At 67.2% G+C, this 22,654-nt stretch carries 21 protein-coding genes; 8 read left to right on the forward strand and 13 right to left on the reverse strand.

Annotated elements, in window-relative coordinates; translation table 11 throughout:
- Nucleotides 1-4: 4 nt before the first annotated feature.
- Together tssK and tssJ are read right to left on the reverse strand one after the other, a co-directional pair.
- Nucleotides 5-1,438: a type VI secretion system baseplate subunit TssK gene (gene tssK / locus ACPUER_RS09440; RefSeq protein ID WP_425130935.1), complete on the reverse strand. Its 1,434-nt coding sequence runs from the start codon at nt 1,436-1,438 to the stop codon at nt 5-7.
- Nucleotides 1,435-1,950 (reverse strand): type VI secretion system lipoprotein TssJ, encoded by a 516-nt coding sequence (gene tssJ / locus ACPUER_RS09445; protein WP_034179516.1) that lies wholly within the window; start codon nt 1,948-1,950, stop codon nt 1,435-1,437. Before tssJ ends, tssK begins: the two co-directional genes overlap by 4 nt.
- Before the next feature lie 628 nt (nt 1,951-2,578).
- Here tssJ and ACPUER_RS09450 point away from each other — a divergent pair.
- The 3 genes from ACPUER_RS09450 (at nt 2,579) to ACPUER_RS09460 (ending at nt 5,800) form a co-directional block, all read left to right on the forward strand.
- The gene (locus tag ACPUER_RS09450) at nt 2,579-2,965 is read left to right on the forward strand and encodes a TssQ family T6SS-associated lipoprotein (protein WP_425130967.1); all 387 of its coding nucleotides are present in this window, start codon (nt 2,579-2,581) and stop codon (nt 2,963-2,965) included.
- Between the two features lie 48 nt (nt 2,966-3,013).
- Nucleotides 3,014-4,480 carry a type VI secretion system-associated FHA domain protein TagH gene (gene tagH, locus ACPUER_RS09455; protein ID WP_425130936.1) on the forward strand — a complete coding sequence of 489 codons (1,467 nt, stop codon included), beginning with the start codon at nt 3,014-3,016 and terminating at the stop codon, nt 4,478-4,480.
- 99 nt (nt 4,481-4,579) lie between these two features.
- Nucleotides 4,580-5,800: a phosphotransferase gene (locus tag ACPUER_RS09460; RefSeq protein WP_425130937.1), complete on the forward strand. Its 1,221-nt coding sequence runs from the start codon at nt 4,580-4,582 to the stop codon at nt 5,798-5,800.
- Nucleotides 5,801-5,957: 157 nt separating this feature from the next.
- Here ACPUER_RS09460 and ACPUER_RS09465 read toward each other — a convergent pair whose 3' ends face one another.
- The 8 genes from ACPUER_RS09465 to ACPUER_RS09500 all read right to left on the reverse strand — a co-directional run bounded on the left by ACPUER_RS09465 (nt 5,958) and on the right by ACPUER_RS09500 (nt 15,136).
- Nucleotides 5,958-7,403, reverse strand: a complete 1,446-nt coding sequence (locus ACPUER_RS09465) for an NAD-dependent succinate-semialdehyde dehydrogenase (RefSeq protein ID WP_425130938.1) — start codon at nt 7,401-7,403, stop codon at nt 5,958-5,960.
- 156 nt (nt 7,404-7,559) lie between these two features.
- On the reverse strand, nt 7,560-8,858 hold the full coding sequence (locus tag ACPUER_RS09470) for a cytochrome c (protein WP_310140044.1): 1,299 nt from the start codon (nt 8,856-8,858) through the stop codon (nt 7,560-7,562).
- Between the two features lie 12 nt (nt 8,859-8,870).
- Nucleotides 8,871-11,105: a molybdopterin cofactor-binding domain-containing protein gene (locus ACPUER_RS09475; RefSeq protein WP_425130939.1), complete on the reverse strand. Its 2,235-nt coding sequence runs from the start codon at nt 11,103-11,105 to the stop codon at nt 8,871-8,873.
- Nucleotide 11,106: 1 nt separating this feature from the next.
- Nucleotides 11,107-11,562, reverse strand: a complete 456-nt coding sequence (locus tag ACPUER_RS09480; protein ID WP_175959122.1) for a (2Fe-2S)-binding protein — start codon at nt 11,560-11,562, stop codon at nt 11,107-11,109.
- A 139-nt stretch (nt 11,563-11,701) separates the two neighbouring features.
- Nucleotides 11,702-12,001: a putative quinol monooxygenase gene (locus tag ACPUER_RS09485; RefSeq protein ID WP_072436800.1), complete on the reverse strand. Its 300-nt coding sequence runs from the start codon at nt 11,999-12,001 to the stop codon at nt 11,702-11,704.
- Between the two features lie 99 nt (nt 12,002-12,100).
- Nucleotides 12,101-13,159: an NADP-dependent oxidoreductase gene (locus tag ACPUER_RS09490; protein ID WP_310140037.1), complete on the reverse strand. Its 1,059-nt coding sequence runs from the start codon at nt 13,157-13,159 to the stop codon at nt 12,101-12,103.
- 236 nt (nt 13,160-13,395) lie between these two features.
- Complete coding sequence (locus tag ACPUER_RS09495; RefSeq protein ID WP_425130940.1) at nt 13,396-14,016, reverse strand: TetR/AcrR family transcriptional regulator; 621 nt, start codon at nt 14,014-14,016, stop codon at nt 13,396-13,398.
- Nucleotides 14,017-14,116: 100 nt separating this feature from the next.
- On the reverse strand, nt 14,117-15,136 hold the full coding sequence (locus ACPUER_RS09500; protein ID WP_425130941.1) for a DNA-binding protein: 1,020 nt from the start codon (nt 15,134-15,136) through the stop codon (nt 14,117-14,119).
- A gap of 402 nt (nt 15,137-15,538) precedes the next feature.
- On the opposite strand from ACPUER_RS09500, the gene ACPUER_RS09505 reads away from it, so the two are divergent.
- The 3 genes from ACPUER_RS09505 to ACPUER_RS09515 are packed head-to-tail and all read left to right on the forward strand — an operon-like array spanning nt 15,539 to nt 17,453.
- Entirely contained in the window at nt 15,539-15,955 is a 417-nt protein-coding gene (locus tag ACPUER_RS09505; protein ID WP_072436796.1) for a helix-turn-helix domain-containing protein, read from the forward strand.
- A 2-nt stretch (nt 15,956-15,957) separates the two neighbouring features.
- Nucleotides 15,958-17,298 carry a type II toxin-antitoxin system HipA family toxin gene (locus ACPUER_RS09510; RefSeq protein ID WP_425130942.1) on the forward strand — a complete coding sequence of 447 codons (1,341 nt, stop codon included), beginning with the start codon at nt 15,958-15,960 and terminating at the stop codon, nt 17,296-17,298.
- Nucleotides 17,298-17,453 carry a hypothetical protein gene (locus tag ACPUER_RS09515; protein ID WP_310140029.1) on the forward strand — a complete coding sequence of 52 codons (156 nt, stop codon included), beginning with the start codon at nt 17,298-17,300 and terminating at the stop codon, nt 17,451-17,453. Before ACPUER_RS09510 ends, ACPUER_RS09515 begins: the two co-directional genes overlap by 1 nt.
- A gap of 4 nt (nt 17,454-17,457) precedes the next feature.
- On the opposite strand, the gene ACPUER_RS09520 is transcribed toward ACPUER_RS09515, so the two are convergent.
- Complete coding sequence (locus tag ACPUER_RS09520) at nt 17,458-18,585, reverse strand: 4-hydroxyphenylpyruvate dioxygenase family protein (protein ID WP_175959116.1); 1,128 nt, start codon at nt 18,583-18,585, stop codon at nt 17,458-17,460.
- A 356-nt stretch (nt 18,586-18,941) separates the two neighbouring features.
- Here ACPUER_RS09520 and shiA point away from each other — a divergent pair, with 356 nt between their 5' ends.
- Complete coding sequence (gene shiA / locus ACPUER_RS09525) at nt 18,942-20,249, forward strand: shikimate transporter (RefSeq protein WP_425130943.1); 1,308 nt, start codon at nt 18,942-18,944, stop codon at nt 20,247-20,249.
- Between the two features lie 204 nt (nt 20,250-20,453).
- Nucleotides 20,454-21,755, forward strand: a complete 1,302-nt coding sequence (locus ACPUER_RS09530) for a UDP-N-acetylglucosamine 1-carboxyvinyltransferase (protein ID WP_047903294.1) — start codon at nt 20,454-20,456, stop codon at nt 21,753-21,755.
- A gap of 257 nt (nt 21,756-22,012) precedes the next feature.
- On the opposite strand, the gene ACPUER_RS09535 is transcribed toward ACPUER_RS09530, so the two are convergent.
- Both ACPUER_RS09535 and ACPUER_RS09540 read right to left on the reverse strand, forming a co-directional pair.
- On the reverse strand, nt 22,013-22,426 hold the full coding sequence (locus ACPUER_RS09535) for a PIN domain-containing protein (protein WP_425130944.1): 414 nt from the start codon (nt 22,424-22,426) through the stop codon (nt 22,013-22,015).
- The gene (locus ACPUER_RS09540) at nt 22,413-22,646 is read right to left on the reverse strand and encodes an AbrB/MazE/SpoVT family DNA-binding domain-containing protein (RefSeq protein ID WP_175959113.1); all 234 of its coding nucleotides are present in this window, start codon (nt 22,644-22,646) and stop codon (nt 22,413-22,415) included. Before ACPUER_RS09540 ends, ACPUER_RS09535 begins: the two co-directional genes overlap by 14 nt.
- Nucleotides 22,647-22,654 lie beyond the last annotated feature (8 nt).

Here is a 22,654-nt window from a genome sequence, read left to right on the forward strand (position 1 = left end):
GCCCTCACCCGCGGATCGCCCAGAACTCCATCGAGAGCCCAGGGAATTCGCCGGCGAAATGAAATGCGAGACCGCCGGAGCGCGCCAGTTGCTTCCACAGGTCGCTGCCCTTGTCGATCTCGAAGTACGTATGACCCGCGTGATACGGGATCTGCCGCGGCGCGACCGGCAACTGGCGCATCGTGATGCCCGGCAGTTGCAACTGCACCAGATCGCGAATCCGCTCGACCGGCCCGAGCTTGGCCTGCGCGGGAAAGCGCGCGCGCAGGCTGTCGGCCGGCACGTCCGCGCGCACCGCGAGCACGAAGCCGGCCGTGTCGCGCAGCGCCGGATCGGCCAGCGTCGCGACGCGGATGCCGTTGCCCGCGTCGCGCAGCTCGATCTGGATTGCGTTCTGTTCGAGCACCGTCGACAGCGACCGGCGCAGTTCCGTCAACAGTTCCGCGAAGCTCGTGCGCAGGTCGTCGTGCACGTAGACCGCGAGCGACTGCGGGCGCCGGCCGGCCGCCGTGAACGTGCTCAGGTCGCATGCGAGCTTCAGCCAGTCGCAGAACAGCGCTTCCGGATGCGTCGACACGTGCTGCTGCGCATGCCAGGTCAGCGCGAGATAACGATTCACGAGCTGCAGCAGCAGGAAGTCCGCGACTTCCGACACGCCGCCGCGCCCCGGCTCCGACAGCCGTTCCGCGAGCGCTTCGCTGCGTTGCGTGAGCAGCCCGTGCAGCTCGCGCGCATACGCCAGCAACACCGCATCGCGCTGCGCGACGAGCCGCGGCGGAATGTAGCCGTCGTCGACGAGCAGCCGCGCGTCGGTGCGCCGCTCGACGATCCGTGCGACGCCGAGCGCATGCCAGTCGCCGGTCAGCTCGGCTTCGAGCATCAGCCGCACGTTCAGGCGCCCCGTCTGCAGCAGCGCGGGGCCGAGCGCGACCGCGTTCGCGTCGGCCACTTCGTATTCGCGCACGACGTAGCGTGCGACGTCGGCGTTGCCGTTTGCGCCGTTGCCGCCGTTCGCGTTGTTCGCGACGTTTCCGGCGCCTGCTCCTACGCCTGCACCTGCACCGAACGACACCTCCTCGCCGCCGCCGCGCCACAGCGGCAGCGCGAGCACGACGAGCTGATCCTTCGCGTCGGCCGGTACGTCGAGCGGTTCGGGGAGATCGTCCGGATGCGACAGGTCGAACGGCGTACCGTCGCGCATCACGCCCGACGCGGCGCGCAGCGCGACCTTGCCGAGCGCGAGCTGCTCGCGATCGATTTCCAGCGCATCGAAGCCCCAGTAGAACCCCTGCAGCGGCAGGCAGCGCAGCGCGACGTAGCGTTCCCAGTGCCGTTCGAGCTGCTGGAAATGCTGCGGCCGCAGGAACATCCCCTCGGTCCACACCACGCGCTGGCGGAGGGCCGCGACCGGCGTCGCGGACATCGTCGGTTCGGTCATGGGCGCCCCTGCGCGTCGTTCAGTGCGATGCCGCCGTTCCGTACCGCGATCGACAGCTTCAGCTCGCCCGGCGACGTCTGCCAGAACTTGTAGAGGTTGAGCTGCTTCGCGCGCGGCAGCGGCACCGTCAGCCGCCAGCGGTTCTTTTCGAGCATCCGGTATTCGGCGACGACGCCGATCGCGCCGGCCTCGACGTTGCCGCGATAGTGCAGCGTGCGCGATTCGCCCGGCCGCAGGATCACGCGGTCGGTGCCGAGCAGATCCGCGCCGAGCACGTTCCCGGGCTTGTCCTGCAGCGAGAAGAAGTCCGCGCTGTCGAACGCCGACGCCGCGCGAAGCTGGAACACCTTCAGCACGATCGGCGAAGGCTTGCGATTCATGTCAGGGTTGACGTCCGGCGCGACGTCGACCGTGATCGCATACGGCACCGCGGCTGCGTGCTCCGTCGCGCCGCACCCCGGAAACAGCAATACGCATCCCCATACGATGAAACTGCTCGACCGCCATTGCATATTCCACCCTCGCCACCCAATAGCCATCCGCCGGTTTTCGAGTTCGAAACCGGTTGATTGGATTAAAAAAGGGACAATTAATTGACCGGTAATTATGTGGCTGGCATATCCTTCCGCTGAAATTTTTTCCGGAAAATTTTATCGTAAAAACCGGGGCAAATCATCCTGGGTTTATGAAAGTTGAATTGTCGAGGTGAAAGGTAATTGAATCGAGATTGGTTATTAATCGAAAAAGCTTACCCGACCGGTTCGCCGTGGCGGTCCGGTTCTATTGCATGGACACCTGTCGGATGGGCGCGGGGCGCAAGCCAGCCGGCCGCCGGGCAAGGGATGCTCGCGACGCTGATGGTGTGCCAGGCTGTTCGTGCCGCCCGAACGGACGGTCCGGTTTTTTGTGCATTGCCGAGCGCTGACAAAACAACTGACGAATCCGAAAAACACAGCGAACTATAGATCGTTTTCCTAGATTAACAAGTGATGAAATTCGTAGTCCATTTTCAGATTAAAATGGAATCGGATCGCCCAGTTGAAACAAAACGTAACAGCGGCATCGATGCCGATGATTGGCACTAGAATCCAACAGCGCTTGTGCGCCACCTTCCAATTACGCCGAATTTTCATTTCAAAAATGAAAGGCCGTTCATTGCTCGTTATTTTCCTCGGCGCCTTGTTGCTGGGGGTCGGCGGGTGCAGCACGTCCCCGACCCGGTCGGCCGCGCATGCGACGGTCGACAGCGCGCGCGCCGCGTACGCCGCCGGCGACTACGGGCGCACGATCGCGCTGCTGAGCCGCGCGAAGGAGATCGACGGCGCCGACACCGACACGCAGGTTGCCGCGCACAAGCTCCTCGCATTCAGCTATTGCGTGACGAACCGCGTCACGCAGTGCCGCGCCGAGTTCTCGAAGATCCTCGACCTCAACCCGCGCTTCGACCTGTCCGCCGCCGAGAAGGGGCATCCGGTCTGGGGGCCCGCGTTCGAGTTCGCGCGTCGCAGACATGCGTCGTCATCCTGAACGAACCGGTTTCCACGCGAGCGCTTCATCCACCGAGCGACGTATGACATGCAACTGATCGTGATCGAACATGCCGGCGAACCGGTCGAAAACGACTCCTACGACGCCGTCGTGTTTCACCCGCCGGGCGGCACCATCGGCCGGGCCAGCGACAACCATCTGGTGCTGCGCGACGACACGCGGCAGATTTCGCGGCTGCAGGCGCTGCTGCAGGTGGGCGACGACGCGTGCCTGCTGAAGAACCTGAGCAGCGTGTCGACGATCGAGGTGAATCGCGAGCCGGTCGGCTATGCGCAGGAACGCCCGCTCAACACCGGCGACATCATCCGCATCGGGCCGTACGTGCTGAGGGCCGAACGCGATGATGGCGACGACGGCAGCGACGCGCCGGTCATCGACATGGCGCCCGATACCGGCGTGCACGTCGACAGGCGCGGCGCGCCGGAGGCCGCCGGATCGGCTCAGCCTCTGCACCCGCACTCGCCTTCGCGCGACGACACGAAAGGCGCCGGCAACCGGCTATGGGGGCTGCTCCAGGATCGTCTCGCCCCGCGCGGCAAGGCGGCGGACGCTGGCAGCAGGCCGGGCGGTCCTGCCCGCGCCGACGCGGCGCGGCCGGCGAACCGTGCCGCGCAGCAGGCCGGGCCGTCCGCACCGTCGCAGCGCGACCTGAATCAGCTATCGACCGATCCGCTCGACCTGTTCGCGCAGTCGTCCGGCGATATCGGCGCGCCGGGCACGGCGCCGTCCGCCGATCGCGGCAATGCGGATCGCGCAGCGTCGTCCGCGACGCAGGCCGACCACGCTCCCGAGTGGACGCAGCACGTGCGCGTGCAGCCGGCGGCCGCGCGCACCGATGTGCGTCCGGCCGACGAACCGGCGCCGCATGCCGCGCGTGCACCGGCGCCGCCGACACCCGACGAACTGCTGAACGCGTTCTTCGAAGGCGCGGGGCTCGATACGGCCGCCGAATCGCATCAATGGTCGGCCGAACAGCTCTATATCGCGGGCCAATTGCTGGCGCTGTTCGCCAACGGCACGGTCGAGCTGCTGTCGTCGCGCAGCATCCTGAAGCGCGAGGTGAAGGCGCACATGACGATGCTGCTCGATCGCGAGAACAATCCGCTGAAGCTGCTGCCGGACGGCGGCGCGGTGCTGCGGCAGATGTTCGGGCTGCCGCTGCCGGGCTTCATGTCGCCGCAGAGCGCGGTCAGCGATGCGTTCCAGGATCTGCACGCGCACCAGATCGGCATGGTCGCCGGCATGCGCGCCGCGCTGATGGATCTGCTGACGCGTTTTTCGCCGCAACGGCTGCGCGAACGCGACGATGCGATGCGCTGGTACGAGAAGCGCGTGCCCGCGCTGTACAAGGCGCGGATGTGGGATCGCTACGCGGCGACCCATCGCGATACGGTGTTCGCGATCGAGGACGATTTCGCATCGGTGTTCGGCAAGGCGTTTCTGGCGGCGTACGACGCGGAAGTGGAAAGCTATCGGGGGAGCGGCCGGCATTGAGCCATGTAACCGCATAACCCCGTAGCCGCGCATTCGCGAATTGGGATACGCTGCGCCCTGCACCGGCAATCGACGCCGGTCGGGAGCGAAATGAGCACGATGACGGGGACCCTCGATCCGGCGGCACCGCCGCCGCGCGTCGCGCGGCTGGTGCTGGTGACGCCGGATGGCGCGGTGGTCGGCTGCCTGCCGCCGATGCCTGTCGCCGTCCCGTGGTGGCAGGAAGTCGAGTCGGTCGTGCGTGCCGCGCGCGAACGCCATGGCGTCGACGTGACGATCCTGCGCCTGCTGGAAACCGTGCGCGACCGCGCGCCCGGCGGCGAAGTCACCTATCTGGCCGAGATTGCGAAACCGGTTCCGGCCGAATCCTGGGCAGGGAACATCGAGCCCCATTCGCTGCGCCGAAGTTACGCGCGCCCGGGCGGCCCGGCGGCCGATCTCGGCTGGGCGGCGCGCGTGCTTGCCGGTCGCGGCCTGTCGCCTACCGCCAGACCCGTGCAGGTGCGAACCTGGAATCTGTCCAGTGTCTGGCGTATCCCGATCGGAGAGCAATCGGCCTGGCTGAAAGTGGTGCCGCCGTTCCTCGGCCACGAGGCGCGCGTCATCACGGCGCTGGCCGGCCGGCGCGTGCCGACGCTGCTCGGGCATGACGAATGCGGACGCATCCTGCTCGCGGAGATCCCCGGCAGCGACCTGTTCGACGCAGCGCTGCCGCAACTGCTCGGCATGGTGACGCTGCTGGTCGATATCCAGGCCTCGTGGATCGACCGCGTCGACGAATTGCACGCGATGCAGCTACCCGACTGGCGCGGCGCGGATCTGGCTGCGGATATTGCCGACGTCGTCGAACGGACCGGCGAAGGACTGTCGCGCAACGAACGTGCGTCGCTACGGCATTTCGTCAGCGGTCTCGCGGCACGGTTCGCCGGGATCGATGCATGCGGATTGCCGAATACGCTGGTTCATGGCGACTGCCATCCCGGCAATTTTCGCGGCACGCGATCGGAACTCACGCTGCTGGATTGGGGCGACAGCGGAATCGGCCACCCGTTGCTCGACCGGTCCGCGTTTCTCGACGCGGTTCCGCGCGATTACGCGGCGGCGATCAAGGATCACTGGAATCGCGAATGGCTGGCGAAGCTGCCCGGCAGCGACCCGGTGCGAGCCGCTGCCCTGCTTGCACCGATCGCCACGGCCAGGCGGGCGGTGATCTACCAGCGATTCATCGACAATATCGAGCCGTCGGAGCACATCTACCATCGCGGCGATCCGGCCGACTGGCTGGGCCAGACCGCGGCGCTGGTCGCGACGCAGGGCTGAACGCGGCATTGTCGTCGCCGATGCCGTGAATCGTGAATCGCCACGGCATGGTGATCGGAAAACAAAAAAAACGGCGCAGGCCGGGCACGATACCCGACCTGCGCCGCTCACGCGTGCCGCACCAGCGACGGGCGGCGCGCATGCTGACGATCGACCGTCAGACGGCCATCACCGTCACCGACTTCGTCACGAGGTACGGCTCGAGCGCTTCCGGCCCGCCTTCCGACCCGTAGCCCGAATCCTTCACGCCGCCGAACGGCATTTCCGGCCATGGCGTTGCCGGCTGGTTGATCCACAGCATCCCCACTTCGAGGCGCTGCGTAAGCAGGTGCACGTTCGCGAACGAACGCGTGAACGCGTAGCCGGCCAGCCCGAACGGCAGACGGTTCGCTTCGGCGATCGCATCGTCGAGCTTGTCGAAGCCGCGAATCGCCGCGACCGGGCCGAACGGCTCGTTGTTGAACACGTCGGCTTCGAGCGGCACGTTCGCGATCACGGTCGGCGCGAAGAAGTTGCCTGCCGAGCCGATCCGCTCGCCGCCCGTCTCGATGCTCGCGCCGACCTTGCGCGCGTTCTCGACCACCGACGCCATCGCGGTCAGCCGGCGCGGGTTCGCGAGCGCGCCGAGCGTCGTGCCTTCCTCTAGGCCGTTGCCGATCTTCAGCCCTTCGGCATGCTTGACCAGCGCGCGCGTGAATTCGTCGCGGATGCTGTTGTGCACGAGGAAGCGCGTCGGCGAAATGCAGACCTGCCCCGCGTTGCGGAACTTCGCGCCGCCGGCGGCCTTCACCGCGAGCGCGACGTCGGCGTCCTCGGCGACGATCACCGGCGCGTGCCCGCCCAGTTCCATCGTCGCGCGCTTCATGTGCTGGCCCGCGAGCGCGGCGAGCTGCTTGCCGACCGGCGTCGAACCCGTGAACGTGACCTTGCGGATCACCGGGTGCGGGATCAGGTACGACGAGATTTCGGCCGGATCGCCGTACACGAGGCCGATCACGCCGGCCGGCACGCCTGCGTCGACGAACGCGCGCAGCAGCGCGGCCGGCGATGCGGGGGTTTCCTCCGGCGCCTTCACGAGGAACGAGCAGCCGGTCGCGAGCGCGGCGCTCAGCTTGCGCACGACCTGGTTGACCGGGAAATTCCACGGCGTGAACGCCGCGACCGGGCCGACCGGCTCCTTCACGACCGTCTGCTGCGCGCCGAGATTGCGCGGCGGCACGATCCGGCCGTACACGCGGCGGCCTTCGTCCGCGAACCATTCGATGATGTCGGCCGCCGACAGCACTTCGACGCGTGCCTCGGTGAGCGGCTTGCCCTGTTCCTGCGTCATCAACTGCGCGATCGTGTCGGCGCGCTCGCGCACCAGCGCGGCCGCCTTGCGCATCGTCGCCGCGCGTTCGTGCGCGGGCACCTTGCGCCACGTTTCGAAGCCGCGCTGCGCGGCGGCGAGCGCGCGGTCGAGGTCGGCGATGCCCGCGTGGGCCACCTTGCCGATCGCGTTGCCGGTCGCCGGGTTCACGACGTCGATCGTCTTTCCGCTCGCGGCGTCGACCCACTCGCCGTCGATCAGCAGTTGCGTATCCGTATAAGTCACGTTAGCCATCCAGACACCCCTACATTGCGTCGATAAAACGCGCGCTGCCGCGAACGGCCGCGCGCCGGTTGACAGAAAGAGCAAAGCCGCCGGGAGCATCGTGCAACCGGCAGCGGTGCAGACGGCAGGCTCGCCGGCCCGCCGTCGTTCCGCATGGGGCCGCGCTCAGTGCGCGGCCGCCGTCGCCTTGCGGAGTTTCGCGACGTCCGCCGCCTGCACGGCCGGCGCGCCGTTGTTCCAGCCGGCGCGCATGAACGTCAGCACGTCGGCGATCTGCCGGTCGTTCAACTGGTTCGAGAACGCCGGCATCGGATACGCGGAAGGCACGCCGTCGATCACAAGCGTGTCGCTGCCGTTCAGCGTCACGTTGATCAGCGACGATGCATCGGTTTCGAGCACGTTCGGATTGCCGGCGAGCGGCGCGAGCAGCGGCGCGTAACCGCGCCCGTCCGCGCCGTGGCAATGCAGGCAGTAAGCGTTATACACCTTCGCGCCCGGGTCGGCTGCCGGCCGGCCCAGCACCACCTGCGTCGGCTTCGGATCGTAGTTGTACGGCGGCGCGCCCGTGCCGCCCGCGGCCGGCAGCGATTTCAGGTAGCGGGAAATCGAGGCCAGATCGTCGTCGCTCAGCGCCTGCGTGCTGTGGTTGATCACGCTCACCATCGAGCCGAACGCGGTCGCGTGCCGGTTCGCGCCGGTCTTCAGGAACTGCGCGACGTCGGCCTCGTTCCAGCGGCCGAGCCCCGTGTTGTGCTCGCCGGTCAGGTTCGACGCGAACCAGTTGTCGATCGCCGCCCCCGACAGGAACGCCGAGCCGCCTTCGTCGAGCGCCTTCTCCTGGAAGCCGACACCGCGCGGGGTGTGGCACGACCCGCAGTGCCCGAGCCCCTGCACGAGATACGCGCCGCGGTTCCACGTCGCGTCCTTTCCGGGCTTGTCGGCATACGGCGTCGTGTCGAGGAACACCGCGTTCCACAATGCGAGCGGCCAGCGCATGTTGAGCGGCCACGGGATGTCGGCCGCCCGGTTCGCCTGCTTCACCGGTTCGACGCCGTGCATGAAGTACGCGTACAGCGCCTTCACGTCGTCGTCCTTCAGCTTCGCGTACGACGGATACGGCATCGCCGGATACAGACGATGGCCGTCCTTCGCGACGCCCCGGCGCAGCGCGCTCGCGAATTCGGCTTCCGTGTACCCGCCGATGCCCGTATCCGGATCGGGCGTAATGTTGGTCGTGTAGATCGCGCCCATCGGCGTGACCATCTTCAGGCCGCCCGCGAACGGCGTGCCGCGCGGCGCGGTGTGGCACGCGACGCAGTCGCCGGCTTTCGCGAGATACGCGCCGCGCGCGACGAGCGCGCTGTCGGCGGGCGCCGTCGGTGCGGCGTGCGCGGCCGTGCCGGCCAGCAGCGCGGACAGTGCGAGCAGCGATGCGCCGAGCGAGTTCAGGGTGAGGTTTCGCATGTTCGTCTCCCCTCAGGCCGTCTTCAGCTGGTTGCCGACCGGCAGCTTGCGCAGCCGCTTGCCGGTTGCCGCGAAGATCGCGTTCGACAGCGCCGCCGCGGTCGCGGCCGTGCCCGGTTCGCCGATCCCGCCCGGCGCTTCGCCGCTTTTCACCAGATGGACTTCGATCGGCGGTGTCTCGTTGATTCGCATCATCCGGTAGTCGGTGAAGTTGCTCTGCACGACGCGGCCGTCCTCGATCGTGATCTCGCCGTACAGCGCGCCCGTGATCCCGAAGATGATGCCGCCCTGCACCTGCGCCTCGATCGTGTTCGGATTGACGAACATCCCGCAATCCACCGCGCACACGACGCGCTTGACCTGCACCTCGCCGTCGTCCACCGCGACGTCGATGACGATCGAGAAGAAGCTGCCGAACGCGTGCATCACCGACACGCCGCGCCCTTGCCCCTTCGGCAGCGACGGCCCCCAGCCGGCTGCCTTCGTTGCGACGTCGAGCACGTTGAGCGCGCGCGGCGTCTTGCCGAGCAGTGAGCGGCGGTATTGCACGGGGTCGGTCTTGGCCTGCGCGGCCAGCTCGTCGATGAAGCTCTCGACGACGAAGGTGCTGCGCGTCGGCCCGACGCCGCGCCAGAACGCGGTCGGCACATGGCGCGGCTCCTGCCGCACGTAGTCGATCAACTGGTTCGGCAGGTCGTACGGCAGGTCGGTTGCGACCTCCACCGCGTCGGGATCGACGCCGTTCTTGAACGCGGGCGGCGCGAAGCGCGCGAGGATCGACGAGCCGACGATCCGGTGCTGCCACGCGACCGGCTTACCGTTCGCGTCGAGGCCGGCCGAGATCCGGTCGTAGTAGTACGGCCTGTACATGTCGTGCTGGATGTCTTCCTCGCGCGTCCAGATGACCTTCACGGGCGCGTTGACCTGTTTGGCGATCTTCACCGCCTGGCCGATCATGTCCGTTTCGAGCCGCCGGCCGAAACCGCCGCCGAGCAGGTGGTTGTGCACGACGATCTTCTCCGGCGGAAAGCTCGTGAGCCGCTGCACGGTGTCGACCGCGCGCGTCGGCACCTGCGTGCCGACCCAGATCTCGCAGCCGTCGCCGCGCACGTGCACCGTGCAGTTCACGGGCTCCATCGTTGCGTGCGCAAGGAACGGCTGCTCGTAGACGGCATCGACGCGCGTCTTCGCGTTCGCGAACGCCTTGCCGACGTCGCCGTCCTTGCGCGCGACCGCGCCCTTGCCGTTCGCGGCGGCCTGCGCGAGATCGGCGACGATGTCCTTCGTCGACACCTTTGCGTCCGCGCCTTCGTTCCACTTCACGACGAGCGCCGACGCGCCGCGCTTCGCGGCCCACGTGTGATCGCCGACTACCGCGACCGCGTTGTCCGCGCGCACGACCTGGCGCACGCCGGGGATCTTCTTCGCGGCCGTATCGTCGACGCTCGCAACCGTGCCGCCGAACACCGGGCTGTTCACGATCACCGCGTACAGCATGCCGGGCAGGCGCACGTCGAGCCCGAACTGCGCGGTGCCGTCGACCTTCTCCGGCGAATCGAGCCGCTTCGCGGGCGTGCCGATCAGCTTGAAATCCTCGGGCTTCTTCAGCACGACATCCTTCGGCACCGGCAGCTTCGCCGCGGCGTCGGCCAACTGGCCGTACGATGCGCGCCGGCTGCTCGGCGGATGCTGCACTTCGCCGTTCGCGGCGCGGCACGATGCCGGATCGACATTCCATTGCTTCGCGGCCGCCGCGACCAGCAGCGTGCGTGCCGTTGCGCCCGCGCGGCGCAGCGGTTCCCATGCGTAGCGCACCGACGTCGAGCCGCCCGTGAGCTGGCCGCCGAGCAGCGGATCGAGGAACAACTTCTCGTTCGGCGGCGCATGATCGAGCGTCACGCTCGACAGCGGCACTTCGAGTTCCTCGGCGATCAGCATCGGCAGCGCCGTATAGACGCCCTGTCCCATCTCGACCTTCGGCATCACCAGCGTGACCTTGCCGCCGCGGTCGATCTGCACGAACGCATTCGGCGCGAACACGCCCGCACGCGCGGTTTCATCGCCGTCGCCGCCGATCACCGAACGGCGCGTGTCGTCGCCCGCCGCCGGCAGGCTGAAGCCGAGCAGCAAGCCGCCGCCCGCCGCCGCGCCGAGCGACATGCCGAGTTTGAGAAACCCGCGGCGCGACACGCCGGCGCTTGCCGCTTGTCCGGCGGCCTTGCCTGCTTCGATCAGTCCTCGCGACATGTCAAACCCCCTTCGCGGCCTGCTTGACCGCCGCGCGAATCCGGTTGTACGTGCCGCAGCGGCAGATGTTGCCGGCCATCGCCGCGTCGATGTCGGCGTCGCTCGGGTTCGGGTTCGCTGCGATCAGCGCGGTGGCCGCCATCACCTGCCCCGACTGGCAGTAGCCGCACTGGACGACGTCGAGCTCGCGCCACGCCTGCTGGACCTTGTGGCCGGCCGGCGTCGCGCCGACGGCTTCGATCGTCGTGATCCTGCGGCCCGCGACGGCCGCGACCGGCAGCACGCAGGAGCGCGCGGCGACGCCGTCGAGATGCACGGTGCACGCGCCGCATTGCGCGATCCCGCAGCCGAACTTCGTGCCGGTGAGGCCCACGACGTCGCGCAGCACCCAGAGCAAGGGCATGTCGTCGGGGGCGTCGACCGTGCGGGTTTCGCCGTTGATGTTGAGGGTGACCATTCAGCCTCCGGGGCCGTTGTATTGTGGAAGCGGCGCGCATGGCGCGCCGCGCGGGGTCGTCGTTGTCATCGCCGTCGCGGGTGCGCAACGGATGCCGCGCGGCCCGGGAGGAACGAGCCGCGGCGGTGGTCCTGCGTCGTTACTCGGCCACGTCGATGCCCGACAGCACCTTGATGACCGGCGGTGCCGTGAACCAGTCGGCCGACTTCGTGCGGAATTCGCCGAAATACGGGCTGGCGAGGTGCGCGTCGAATGCGGCCTGGTCGTCGTAGATTTCGTACAGGTGCAGGTTCGGCGAACCGTCTTGCTCGCGGAACAGGTCGTAGCGCCGGTTGCCCGGTTCGGTGCGCGTCTTGACGACCAGGCTGCGCAGTTCGGCCTCGGCAGCCTGAGCGTGTTCCGGTTTCACGAACAGCGAAGCAATCACGTGAAGCGCCATCTTGTCACTCCTTTCGAAACGGAATCGAGCATGCCACAAGCCGGCGTCGCGTGACGCCAGCGTGCAACCTCGGTGTGTTTGTGTTGCCGTGCCGCGGCATCAGGCCAGTTCGTCCGGGCCCACGCGCACGACGACCTTGCCGAAATTCTTGCCGGCCAGCAGGCCGATCAGCGCTTCCGGTGCGTCGGCGAGGTCGGGGACGACATCTTCCCGCGTCTTCACCTTGCCCTGCGCGACCCATTCGCTCATCTCCTTCAGGAACGGCGCATAGCCGGTCGCATAGTGATCGAGGATGATGAAACCCTGCACGCGGATGCGCTTGCGCAGGATCGTACCCATCAGCGCCGGCACGCGATCACGGCCGGTCGACACCGCGGTGTCGTCGTATGCCGCGTCGTTGTAATGCGCAATGATTCCGCACACCGGCACGCGCGCGTGATCGTTGAGCAGCGGCCAGACCGCGTCGAACACGGCCCCGCCGACGTTCTCGAAATAGACGTCGATGCCGTTCGGACAGGCGTCCTTCAGCTTCGCGGCAAACGCCGGATCGTGATGGTCGACGCACGCATCGAAGCCGAGTGTGTCGGTCACGTACGCGCACTTGTCGGCGCCGCCCGCGACGCCGATCACGCGGCAGCCCTTCAGCTTCGCGATCTGGCCGACGACCGAGCCGACCGCGCCGCTGGCTGCCGCGACGACCACGGTTTCGCCGGCCTTCGGTTCGCCGATCTTCAGCAGCCCGGTGTACGCGGTGAAGCCCGGCATGCCGAGCACGCCGAGCGCGTAGGACGGATGCGCGAAGTCGCGGCCGAGCGGAATCAGGTCGCGGCCGTCGGACAGCGCATAGTCCTGCCAGCCGGCGCCGGCAACGACGAGATCGCCTTCGCGAAACGCGGGCAGGTTCGACGACACGACGCGGCTGACTGTGCCGCCGACCATCACGTCGCCGAGTTCGACCGGCGCGGCATAGGACGGCGCGTCGCTCATCCGGCCGCGCATGTACGGGTCGAGCGACAACCAGACCGTGCGCAGCAGCACCTGGCCGGCGCCGGGCGTCGGCACGTCGCCGGATTCGGTGCGGAAGTTGCCCGGCGTCGGCGCGCCGACCGGGCGCGACGTCAGGATGATCTGGCGGTTTGCGGTTTTGCTTTGCGGCATAAGAGTGTCTCCGTCAACAGGAATAAACGTGCTTCGTGGGCACGATCGGATCAGGGATGGACCGACAGAAGGCGCGCACGCGTGGCAGCGTCGGCGGTCAGGCCGGCGTGGTTGCACGCGTGCGGTTGGAACAATCGGGACAGCGTAACGCGGAGCGAGGTATTCGTCATGCGCGGATAAGTAGACCAGTCGTCTAGAATCGGGGCAAAAACAAGGCGCGCCGATGCGCGCCCGGGTTACGACTGCGCTCCGTCATGCGCGGCCGGCGGCAGGTTCAGCATGCGCCGCGTTTCGATCATCGCCCTTTCGAGCGGTTTGCGGTTGCGGTGAATCTTTTCCAGCAGCGTTGCACCAAGCCACAGCTCGTAAAGGATCGCGGCCGTGTGCGGCGGATCGTCGACCGCACGCAGCGAGCCATCGGCGAGCCCTGCCTCGATGCCGCCCGCGAGCCGTTCGATGATCTGGCTCGTGCCATGCCGCAGCACCGCGCGCATTGCTTCAGACAGGTCCGACACTTCCGCGCCGAGCTTCACCGCGAGGCACTTGCCCTCCGGATCGTCCGCGCATTGCGTGTGCAGCCAGTTGCCCCAGTACGTCATCAGGCGTTCGGCGCCCGTGCCGGCCTGATGCTTGAGCAGGTTGTCGAGATGCGCGAGATAACCTTCGAAATACGCTTCGAGCAGCGCTTCGCCGAATGCTTCTTTCGAGCCGAAGTAATGGTAGAACGAGCCCTTCGGGATGCCCGCCGCAGCGAGAATCTCGTTCAGACCGACCGCCGAGAACCCCTTGTGGAGCATGATCGGCTTCGCGATGTTCAGGATGTGCTGGCGGACTTCCGCGCCTGAAGATGCATTCATGATGGCGTATGGTAGCAACGATTAGACCGGTCGTCTAGTAACGCCGGGCCGGCATGTTGAGCGGCACTTTACCCGATCGCGACCGGACAATCGACCGCCGTCAGCGCGCCGCTTCGTCGGCGCGCTTCCTCGTGCGCGCCCGCCGCTCGCTTCGCTGTGCGGCTGGAGCCGTCTTCGTGCCGCGCACCGGTGCCCGGCGCGCGAGCACCGTCATCTCCCGCCTCAACGCATCGAGTTCCTTGACGCGCGCCGCATCGGTCGCCTGCGCGCCGTCGAGCTGCCCCTGAAGCACCCCGCATCGATGCAGTGCATCGCCGAGTTGCGCCTGCAGCGCGGCGACATCCTTCCGCTGCTGCGCATCGCGCTGCTCGGCGCGCGATGCCGTCGCGTCGAGTTCCTTTTGCAGCCGTGCGGCGGCGAGCCGTTCGCGATCGATCTCCTGAAGTGCCCGCTTCTCCGATGCGCGCAAGCGTTCCTCGGCCCGGCCTGCGTCGTCGCGCAGCCGGTCAAGTTGAGTCGTGAAATCCGCACGCGCCTGCGCGAGCGCGCGGTCGCCTTCCGCGTTGTCGGCTTTCAGGCGTTCGATCTCCGCTTGCATCGCGCGCCTCGATGCGTCGTCGGCCGCCCTTGCCTGTTCCAGTTCCTGGATGCGCACCTGCGCGGCCAGCAGCGCGGCCGTGCGTTGTTCGAGCGCGGTTTCGGTGCGGGCCAGCTCGGCCTGCAGCGTAGCGACTTCCGCTTGCGCCGCCGTTCGTTCGGCTTCGACTTCCTCGCGCAGTACGTCGAGCGCGGCGGCCGCGTCGGTGCTCGAACGATTCCACAACGCCGCGACCAGCTCGCCGGCTGCCGCCTGCAGATCGGCCGGCAGGTCGGGATGTTCGATCCGCGCGCGACTCTTTTCCCGCAGCTCGGCCCAGAACTCGCCGAGGACAGCCGTCGGCGTGCTCATGCTGCCCTTGCGGACGAGCTGGTACAGGCGGTTCGCGGTAGGCGTGATGCCGAAGCGGAAGAACAGCAGCGCGCAGACCTCGCGGTATAGCTCGCGGGTTTTCGGGAAGTCGGCCTTGAGGCGCTCGATTTCGGCGGTCAGGCGGGGTTCGTCGGCGGCGAGATCGGACATGGTGTGGTTTCGTCGGGAATTTCGTAAATAATATAACGTAAACCGTTATATATCCAATTCCAGCAGTCTATTTATTTGACATTATTTCTATAATGTCGAGATGGCCGAAGATCGGTGTGGGCGTGTGGAATCGAAGCGCGCGCCGGCCCCTCCTTGTCTCCATTGCGCGCCGGGTTGGCGATGAATGGGCCGAGCCTGGGTTGCCAACCAGCCCGCCGACGATCGAATCGATACGGCCGGCTGCGGGGTCGCGGTGCCGGCAGGAGGGTTGGTCCGGTTTTCGCGTAACAGGCTATCGTTTGTTTTAACGAAATACAGCCTCAGGTTTGTATTTTTACAATACATGCCATAGACTGTATTTTCAGATTACAAACGATCGCCTGTCATCCTGCGGAGCGCCCGATGGCCTTTCCTGTCCAGACCCTGACCCAGTTGCGCCCGATACTCGTCGGTTTCCGGAAATCCGCGGGGCTCACGCAGGCGCAATTGGCCGCCCGCCTGGGCGTCACGCAGCAATCCTATGCGCAGCTCGAAGCCAATCCGTCGGCGGTGAGCATCGAACGGCTTTTCAAGGTGCTGAACACGCTTGGCGTTCGTATGACGCTCGACCTGGGCGCGCAGGACGAATCGGCGGGACCAGCCAGTACCGATGCACGGCCGGCGGCTCCCAAGCCGGCCGCGAAAAAGCGCATGCCGGACCCGGCGCGCGGCGCAACGGCAGCAAAAGCTCAAACCAAAACCACGACCGGCGCCGCGCGCAAGCGGCCGGCGACAGCAGCGCCGGGCAAGCCACGGGTCTCGAAACGGGAGGACTGGTGACGATGGCGTCGCGCGCCCGCCACGACCGGCTCGACCTGTGGATGAACGGCATTCCGGTCGGCTATTGGGAAATCCGGCGCGGCGTCGAGCGCCTCGTCTACCTGCCGGGCTGGCTCGACGATCCCCAGGGGCGGCCGCTATCGCTGTCGCTGCCCTTTACGCCCGGCAACCAGCCGCACCAGGGCGCGATCGTCGCCGACTACTTCGACAACCTGCTGCCGGACAGCGAGCCGATCCGCCGCCGCATCGCGCAGCGTTACCGGCTCGGATCGACGGCACCGTTCGAACTGCTCGCGTCGATCGGCCGGGATTGCGTCGGCGCGATCCAGATGCTGCCGCCCGGCGAAATGCCCGTTGACCTCGAGACGATCGACGGCGTGGCGCTCGACGACGCAGCCGTCGCCGACGTACTGCGCCACGCGACCGCCGCTCCGCTGCCCGGACGCGCGGAGCCGGACGGCGACCTGCGCCTGTCGATCGCCGGCGCGCAGGAAAAGACCGCATTGCTGCGTCAGGGCAACCGCTGGTTGCGGCCGTCGGGCAGCACGCCGACGACACACATCTTCAAGCTGCCGCTCGGGCGCGTCGGGAACATGCAGGCCGACATGCGGACGTCCGTCGAGAACGAATGGCTGTGCTCGAAGCTCGTCGCCGCATACGGCCTGCCGGTCGCGCCGTGCGAGATCGGCCGGTTCGACGACCAGAAGGCGCTGATCGTCGAGCGCTTCGACCGGCGTCCTTCGCGCGACGGCACGTGGATCCTGCGATTGCCGCAGGAGGACATGTGCCAGGCGACCGGCACGCCGTCCGGCGCGAAATACGAATCCGACGGCGGCCCCGGCATCGAGACGATCATGGGCATCCTCGCGAATTCGACCGACGCCGCGCACGACAGGATGAATTTCTTCGTCACACAACTCGTGTTCTGGGTGCTGGCGGCGATCGACGGCCATGCGAAGAACTTCAGCATCGCGCACCTGCCCGGCAATACGTACCGCAGCACGCCGCTGTACGACGTGCTGTCCGCGCATCCGATCATCGGTACACGCCGCAACCAGTTGCCGCCGCGCCGCGCGCGGCTCGCGATGGCCGTGTGCGGGAAGAACCGGCACTACGTGATCGGCGAGATCCAGCCGCGTCACTGGATCACGCAGGGGCGGCGCGTCGGCCTGACCGAAGACGACGTGCGCGTGGCGATGGCGGCTGTCGCCGCGCGCACGGAACCCGCGATTGCCGAAGTCGCGGCGCAGATCCCGGTGGAATTTCCGGCGGATGTGGCGGACGCGATCTTCGAAGGAATGCGTCGGCAAAGCCGCAAGCTCGCAGCGGCCGATCCGGCGTGATGAATCGACGGCGCGCAACGGGGCTGAGGTATCCGCTGTGGCACGTCGATGCTTCCGGCCGACAAGCCGGGCTCGACACGCCCGGCGGCACCGCGTGCTTGCTGCGCGAGCGGAATGACCCGGTGCAGAACCGCGTGCCGGCCGCCGGCGCCTGATCGTTCAGCCGGCGTCGCGCGCGCGGGCGAGTGCCGCCAGATTGCCCTCGCCGAACCCGTGGTGCCCCTTGCGCTGCACGATCTCGAAGAAGATCTCGCCGGGCCGGCGCTTGACGAAGGTCTGGAAGAACAGCCTCGGCACGCCGTCGCTGCCGATCTCGCCGTCGACCAGCACCGCGCGGCTGCGCAGCGCGTCGAGATCGACGCCGTGCCCGGGCAGCCGCGCATCGACGTCGTCGTAATACCGTGCGGGCGGCTCGATGAATTCGACGCCGTTCGCGCGCAGCGCGTCGACGCATGACAGGATGTCGTCAGTCGACAATGCGACGTGCTGCACGCCCTCGCCCGGATGGTCGGGCAGATACGCGTGCATCAGCTCGGTACGCCGCGTGCCTTCCTCGTAGACCGGAATCCGCACCGCGCCGCACGGCGACACCATCACGCGCGATTCCTCCGACACGTGCCAGTGCGCGTCGATCTGGTGGATCTCGCGAAAATGCAGCAGGTCGTGGTAGAAATCCAGCCACTCCTGCATGCGGCCTGCGCCGACGGTTTGCGTGAAGTGGTCGACCTGCTGCAGGCCGACGCCCGCGCAGTCGAGATCGGTATGCGCGGTCGCGATGTCGATCGGCCGGAAATCGATGTCGAAGATCGAGATGTCGCCGACGCCGCCGCGCTGGCCGTCCCGCCCGCGCCAGCGGTCGACGAAATACAGGTGCGAATCGCCGATGCCCTGGATCGCGGGGATCTTCAACTCGCCGACACCGACCTTTTCGCCTTCGAACGCCCACGCGCCGAGCTGGATCGCGCGCTCGAACGCGCGCCGGGCATTCGCCACGCGCAAGCCGATCGCGCAGACGCCCATCCCGTATTCCTCCGCATAGCGTGCGGCGAACGAATCGGGCTCGGCGTTGATCAGGAAATGCATCTGCCCTTGCCGGTACAGCGTGACGTTCTTGCTGACATGCCGCGCGATCGCCTTGAACCCGAGCTGCTCGAAGCGTTGCGCGAGCGCGTCCGGCACGGGCGCCGCGAATTCGACGAATTCGAGGCCGGCCATCCCGAGCGGATTGGCGGCCGGATCGACGACGGGCGGCGTATCGCTGGACAGGGGGTGGGAATTGCCGGGCATTCCAGTCTCCGGGGGCATGCGGTCGAGGGGGATGGCGCCCGGCGCGGGCGGCATGCGCGGCCGATGTGGCGACCGGGCATCCGCCCCGAGCGGGCGAGTTTTCATGCTGCAGATTTTAACCAGATCGTTCACGGCGGCACACCCTGGCCGAACGGGATATCGTCGCGCCGCCTAGTGCAAACCCGAAAAGCGTTCGATAATCGCACGATATTGAACGATAATCGCGCACTTTGCCCGATTGGCCAATTGCCGCCGTGCGGCGCGCACCCTATTCTCCGTTCACTCATCGACTTCAATGCAGCATCGGACGCGGCGCCGCCACGATTCCACGATGCGCCGTACCAGGAGACACCGCCATGACCCCAACCTTCGACACCCTCGACGCCGCCGCCGGCACCCGCGCGCGCAGCCAGGCGCGCAAGGCCGCGATCGGCAGCTTCGTCGGCGCCGTCGTCGACTGGTACGACTTCCTGCTGTACGGGATCGTCGCCGCGCTGGTATTCAATTCCGAGTTCTTCCCGAAAGTCAGCCCGACGATGGGCACGCTCGCGGCGTTCGCGACGTTCGGCGTCGGCTTCCTGTTCCGGCCGCTCGGCGGCGTCGTGTTCGGCCACTACGGCGACCGGCTCGGCCGCAAGCGGATGCTGGTGCTGACGGTGATGCTGATGGGGCTGTCGACGGTCGCGATCGGCCTGCTGCCGACCGTCGCAACCATCGGCTGGTGGGCGCCGGTGCTGCTGGTGCTGATGCGTGCGATCCAGGGTTTCGCGGTCGGCGGTGAATGGGGCGGCGCGGCGCTGATGGCCGTCGAGAGCGCGCCGAAGCAAAAGAAGGCGTTCTACAGCAGCGGCGTGCAGGTCGGCTATGGCGTCGGGCTCGTGCTGGCCACGGGCATCGTGTCGATCCTGAGCCACACGCTCGGCGAGGCCGCGTTCAAGTCGTGGGGCTGGCGCCTGCCGTTCGTGTTCAGCATCGTGCTCGTGCTGGTCGGGCTGTGGGTGCGCAAGAGCATGGACGAATCGCAGGAGTTCGTCGAGAAGGTCGAGCACGGCAACCGCAAGCTGCGCCTGCCGGTGCTGGAAGCGCTGACGCGCCATCCGAAGGCGTTCCTGCTGATCATCGCGCTGCGGCTCGCCGAACTGTTCACGATGTATATCGTCACCGCGTTCGCGCTCAGCTATTCGACGACGAACCTCGGCATGTCGCGCGACCTGTTCCTGAACGTCGGCCTGCTGGTCGGCGCGGTGAGCTGCGTGACGATCCCGTGCTTCGCGTGGCTGGCCGACCGCTACGGCCTGCGCCGCATCTACCTGATCGGCGCACTGATCGGCCTTGCATCCGCGGTGCCGTTCTTCATCGCGCTGGAGGCGCGGTCGATCGCGTGGATCGTGATCTTCTCGATCCTGCTCGCGAACGCCGCGCACGACATGGTCGTGAGCGTCCAGCAGCCGCTGTTCACCGAGCTGTTCGGCGCCGAATACCGCTATAGCGGCGCGGGCGTCGGCTACCAGTTCGCGAGCGTCGTCGGCGGCGGGTTCACGCCGTTCATCGCGGTCGGCTTGGTCACCCTGGCCGGCGGCTCGTGGCACCTCGTCGCCGGCTATCTCGCGGCGGGCTGCCTGATCTCGCTGGTGGTTGCCGCGCGGATGCGGGCGGCGCAGTGACGAAGTGAGCGCGTGGCCGGCCCGATCCTCGGCCGGCCATTGCTCCGCGTCGGCCGCCAGCCGAACGGCGGCACCTCTCCGCCCAACGTCAAACACCGTCAATCACGCGCGCCGATCCCCCTTTTCCTTTCCGAACATTCCACGCCGCCCACCGACCAATGGCATCATATGGGCCTACGTCAGTTACCGATACGCCCCCATATCATGTCGAATCTCATCGTCCACGGCGGCACTCCGCTGCGCGGGGACATCAAGCCGTCCGCGAACAAGAACGCCGTCCTGCCGATCCTGTGCGCCACCCTGTTGACCGATCAACCGCTGCGCCTTGTCGGCGTGCCGGACATCACCGACGTGCGCAAGATCCTCGACATCTTCCGCACGCTCGGCAGCGACGTGTCGGTCGACTTCACGACCGGCCTGCTCGAACTCCACCATCGCAACACGAAGTTCGATCCGGCCGTCCACCGGCTGCCCGAGGCGATGCGCTCGTCGATCATGCTGATTCCGCCGCTGCTCGCGCGTTTCGGTGTCGCGCGCCTCGAGAACGACGTGAAAGGCTGTACGCTCGGCGTGCGCGAGATCGATCCGCACGTCGAGGTGTTCGAGCGCTTCGGCGCGCACATCGAACGCACGCCCGATTCGCTGATCGTTCGCACCGACGGCCCGCTGACGGCCAACGATCACTGGTTCGACTACGCGTCGGTGACGACCACCGAGAACTTCGCGCTGTGCGCGACGGCCGCGAGCGGCACGTCGACGCTGATGAACGCGGCATCCGAGCCGCACGTGCAGGAGTTCTGCCAGTTCCTCGCGATGATCGGCGTCACGATCGAGGGCATCGGCACGTCGCGGCTCTGCGTGACGGGCGGCGGCAAGCTCGGCGGCGGCGAATTCCGCTTCGCCGAGGATTTCCACGAGATCGCGACGTTCCTCGCGCTCGGCGCGATCACGGGCGGCGACATCACCGTGCGCAACTCGTCGCCCGAGCATTTCCCGCTGATCGACCGCACGTTCGCGAAGTTCGGCGTCAACGTCACGCACCGCGACGGCTGGTCGCGCGCGGAACGCGATGGCCCGCTGCGCGTGCGCCGGCCGTTCACGCAGAACATCCTGACCAAGGTCGAAGCCGCGCCGTGGCCGTACCTGCCGGTCGACCTGCTGCCGATCTTCATCGCGCTCGGCGTGCGCGCGGAAGGCAGCGCGATGTTCTGGAACAAGGTCTACGACGGTGCGCTCGGCTGGTCCGGCGAGCTGTCGAAGTTCGGCGCGCACGTGCTGCTGTCGGATCCGCACCGGCTGATCACGTTCGGCGGTCTGCAACTGACGCCGGCACGCGTCGAGAGCCCGTACATCATCCGCGTCGCGATCGCGCTGCTGATGGTGGCCGCGAGCATCGAAGGCCGCTCGGAAATCATGAACGCGCTGCCGATCCGCCGCGCGCATCCGCATTTCGTCGAGAACCTGCGCTCGGTCGGCGCGAACGTCGAGTGGACGAGCAGCGAATAATTCCGCTCCGGCGGGTGCGGCTCGCGTGAAGTCGGCGCCGCATCCGTCTTCCCTCCTTCCCCGGCCGGCGTCGGCAAACTGCCCGGCAAGCGGCGCGCGTTGAAGGATCGCCGCTTCGCTTCCGGCGTTACTTTCCCTCCCCGCACTCGACGTCGCCCGCTCCCATGTGGTCGAAGCCGTACAGCATCACGGCGGTCGTCCCGTGCACAGCGCTCCACCAGCGGGCCTGTCCGTAGCACACCCGGAATTCCCGACGTTCAGGCGAACGGATTTCGCAGCACCGGACCGCCGTCCACGCGCAGGCCGTCGTGCATGTCCTCGGTGTACAGGTATTCACAGCCATCGAGCGACGCGGCGGCGACGATGCACGCGTCATAGAAGGACAAGCCATGCCGTTCCGCCAGCCTTCGCGCCAGGTCATGCGTATCGATCGTGACCGGTACGACATGACACAAGCTCCTGATCGGTTCCAGAAACTGCCCCACGTCGCTCCACGGCATCCGCAATTTTCGACTGCAAACGCTGGCGACTTCGTTCAGTACCTGGACACTGATGGTCGGCCGCCGAAGGAACAGCGCCTCCGCCCGATTCGCTTTGGTTTCGTCCCCGGACAACAGATAAAGCACGACATTGCTGTCAACGAACGATTTCGCCGACTCAATCCCGCTCATTCGCATCGTCCCGGCCGAACTTGAAATCGGCGGGCAGCTTGCCCCTGAAACGCCGCAACCGTTGCAGAAGTTCATCGGGCCTCGGCTTGCGGCTGACGGCAAACACGCGCGGGCTATCGACGACGATTTCGATATCGTCCCCTTCGCGGAGCTCCAGTGCATCGACCACGCTGGCGGGAAGGCGGACGGCCAGGCTATTGCCCCACTTTGCGACTTGCATACGGACCT

Origin of the sequence: Burkholderia sp. DN3021 (assembly GCF_049805555.1) — a bacterium.
Lineage (GTDB): Bacteria > Pseudomonadota > Gammaproteobacteria > Burkholderiales > Burkholderiaceae > Burkholderia > Burkholderia pyrrocinia_C.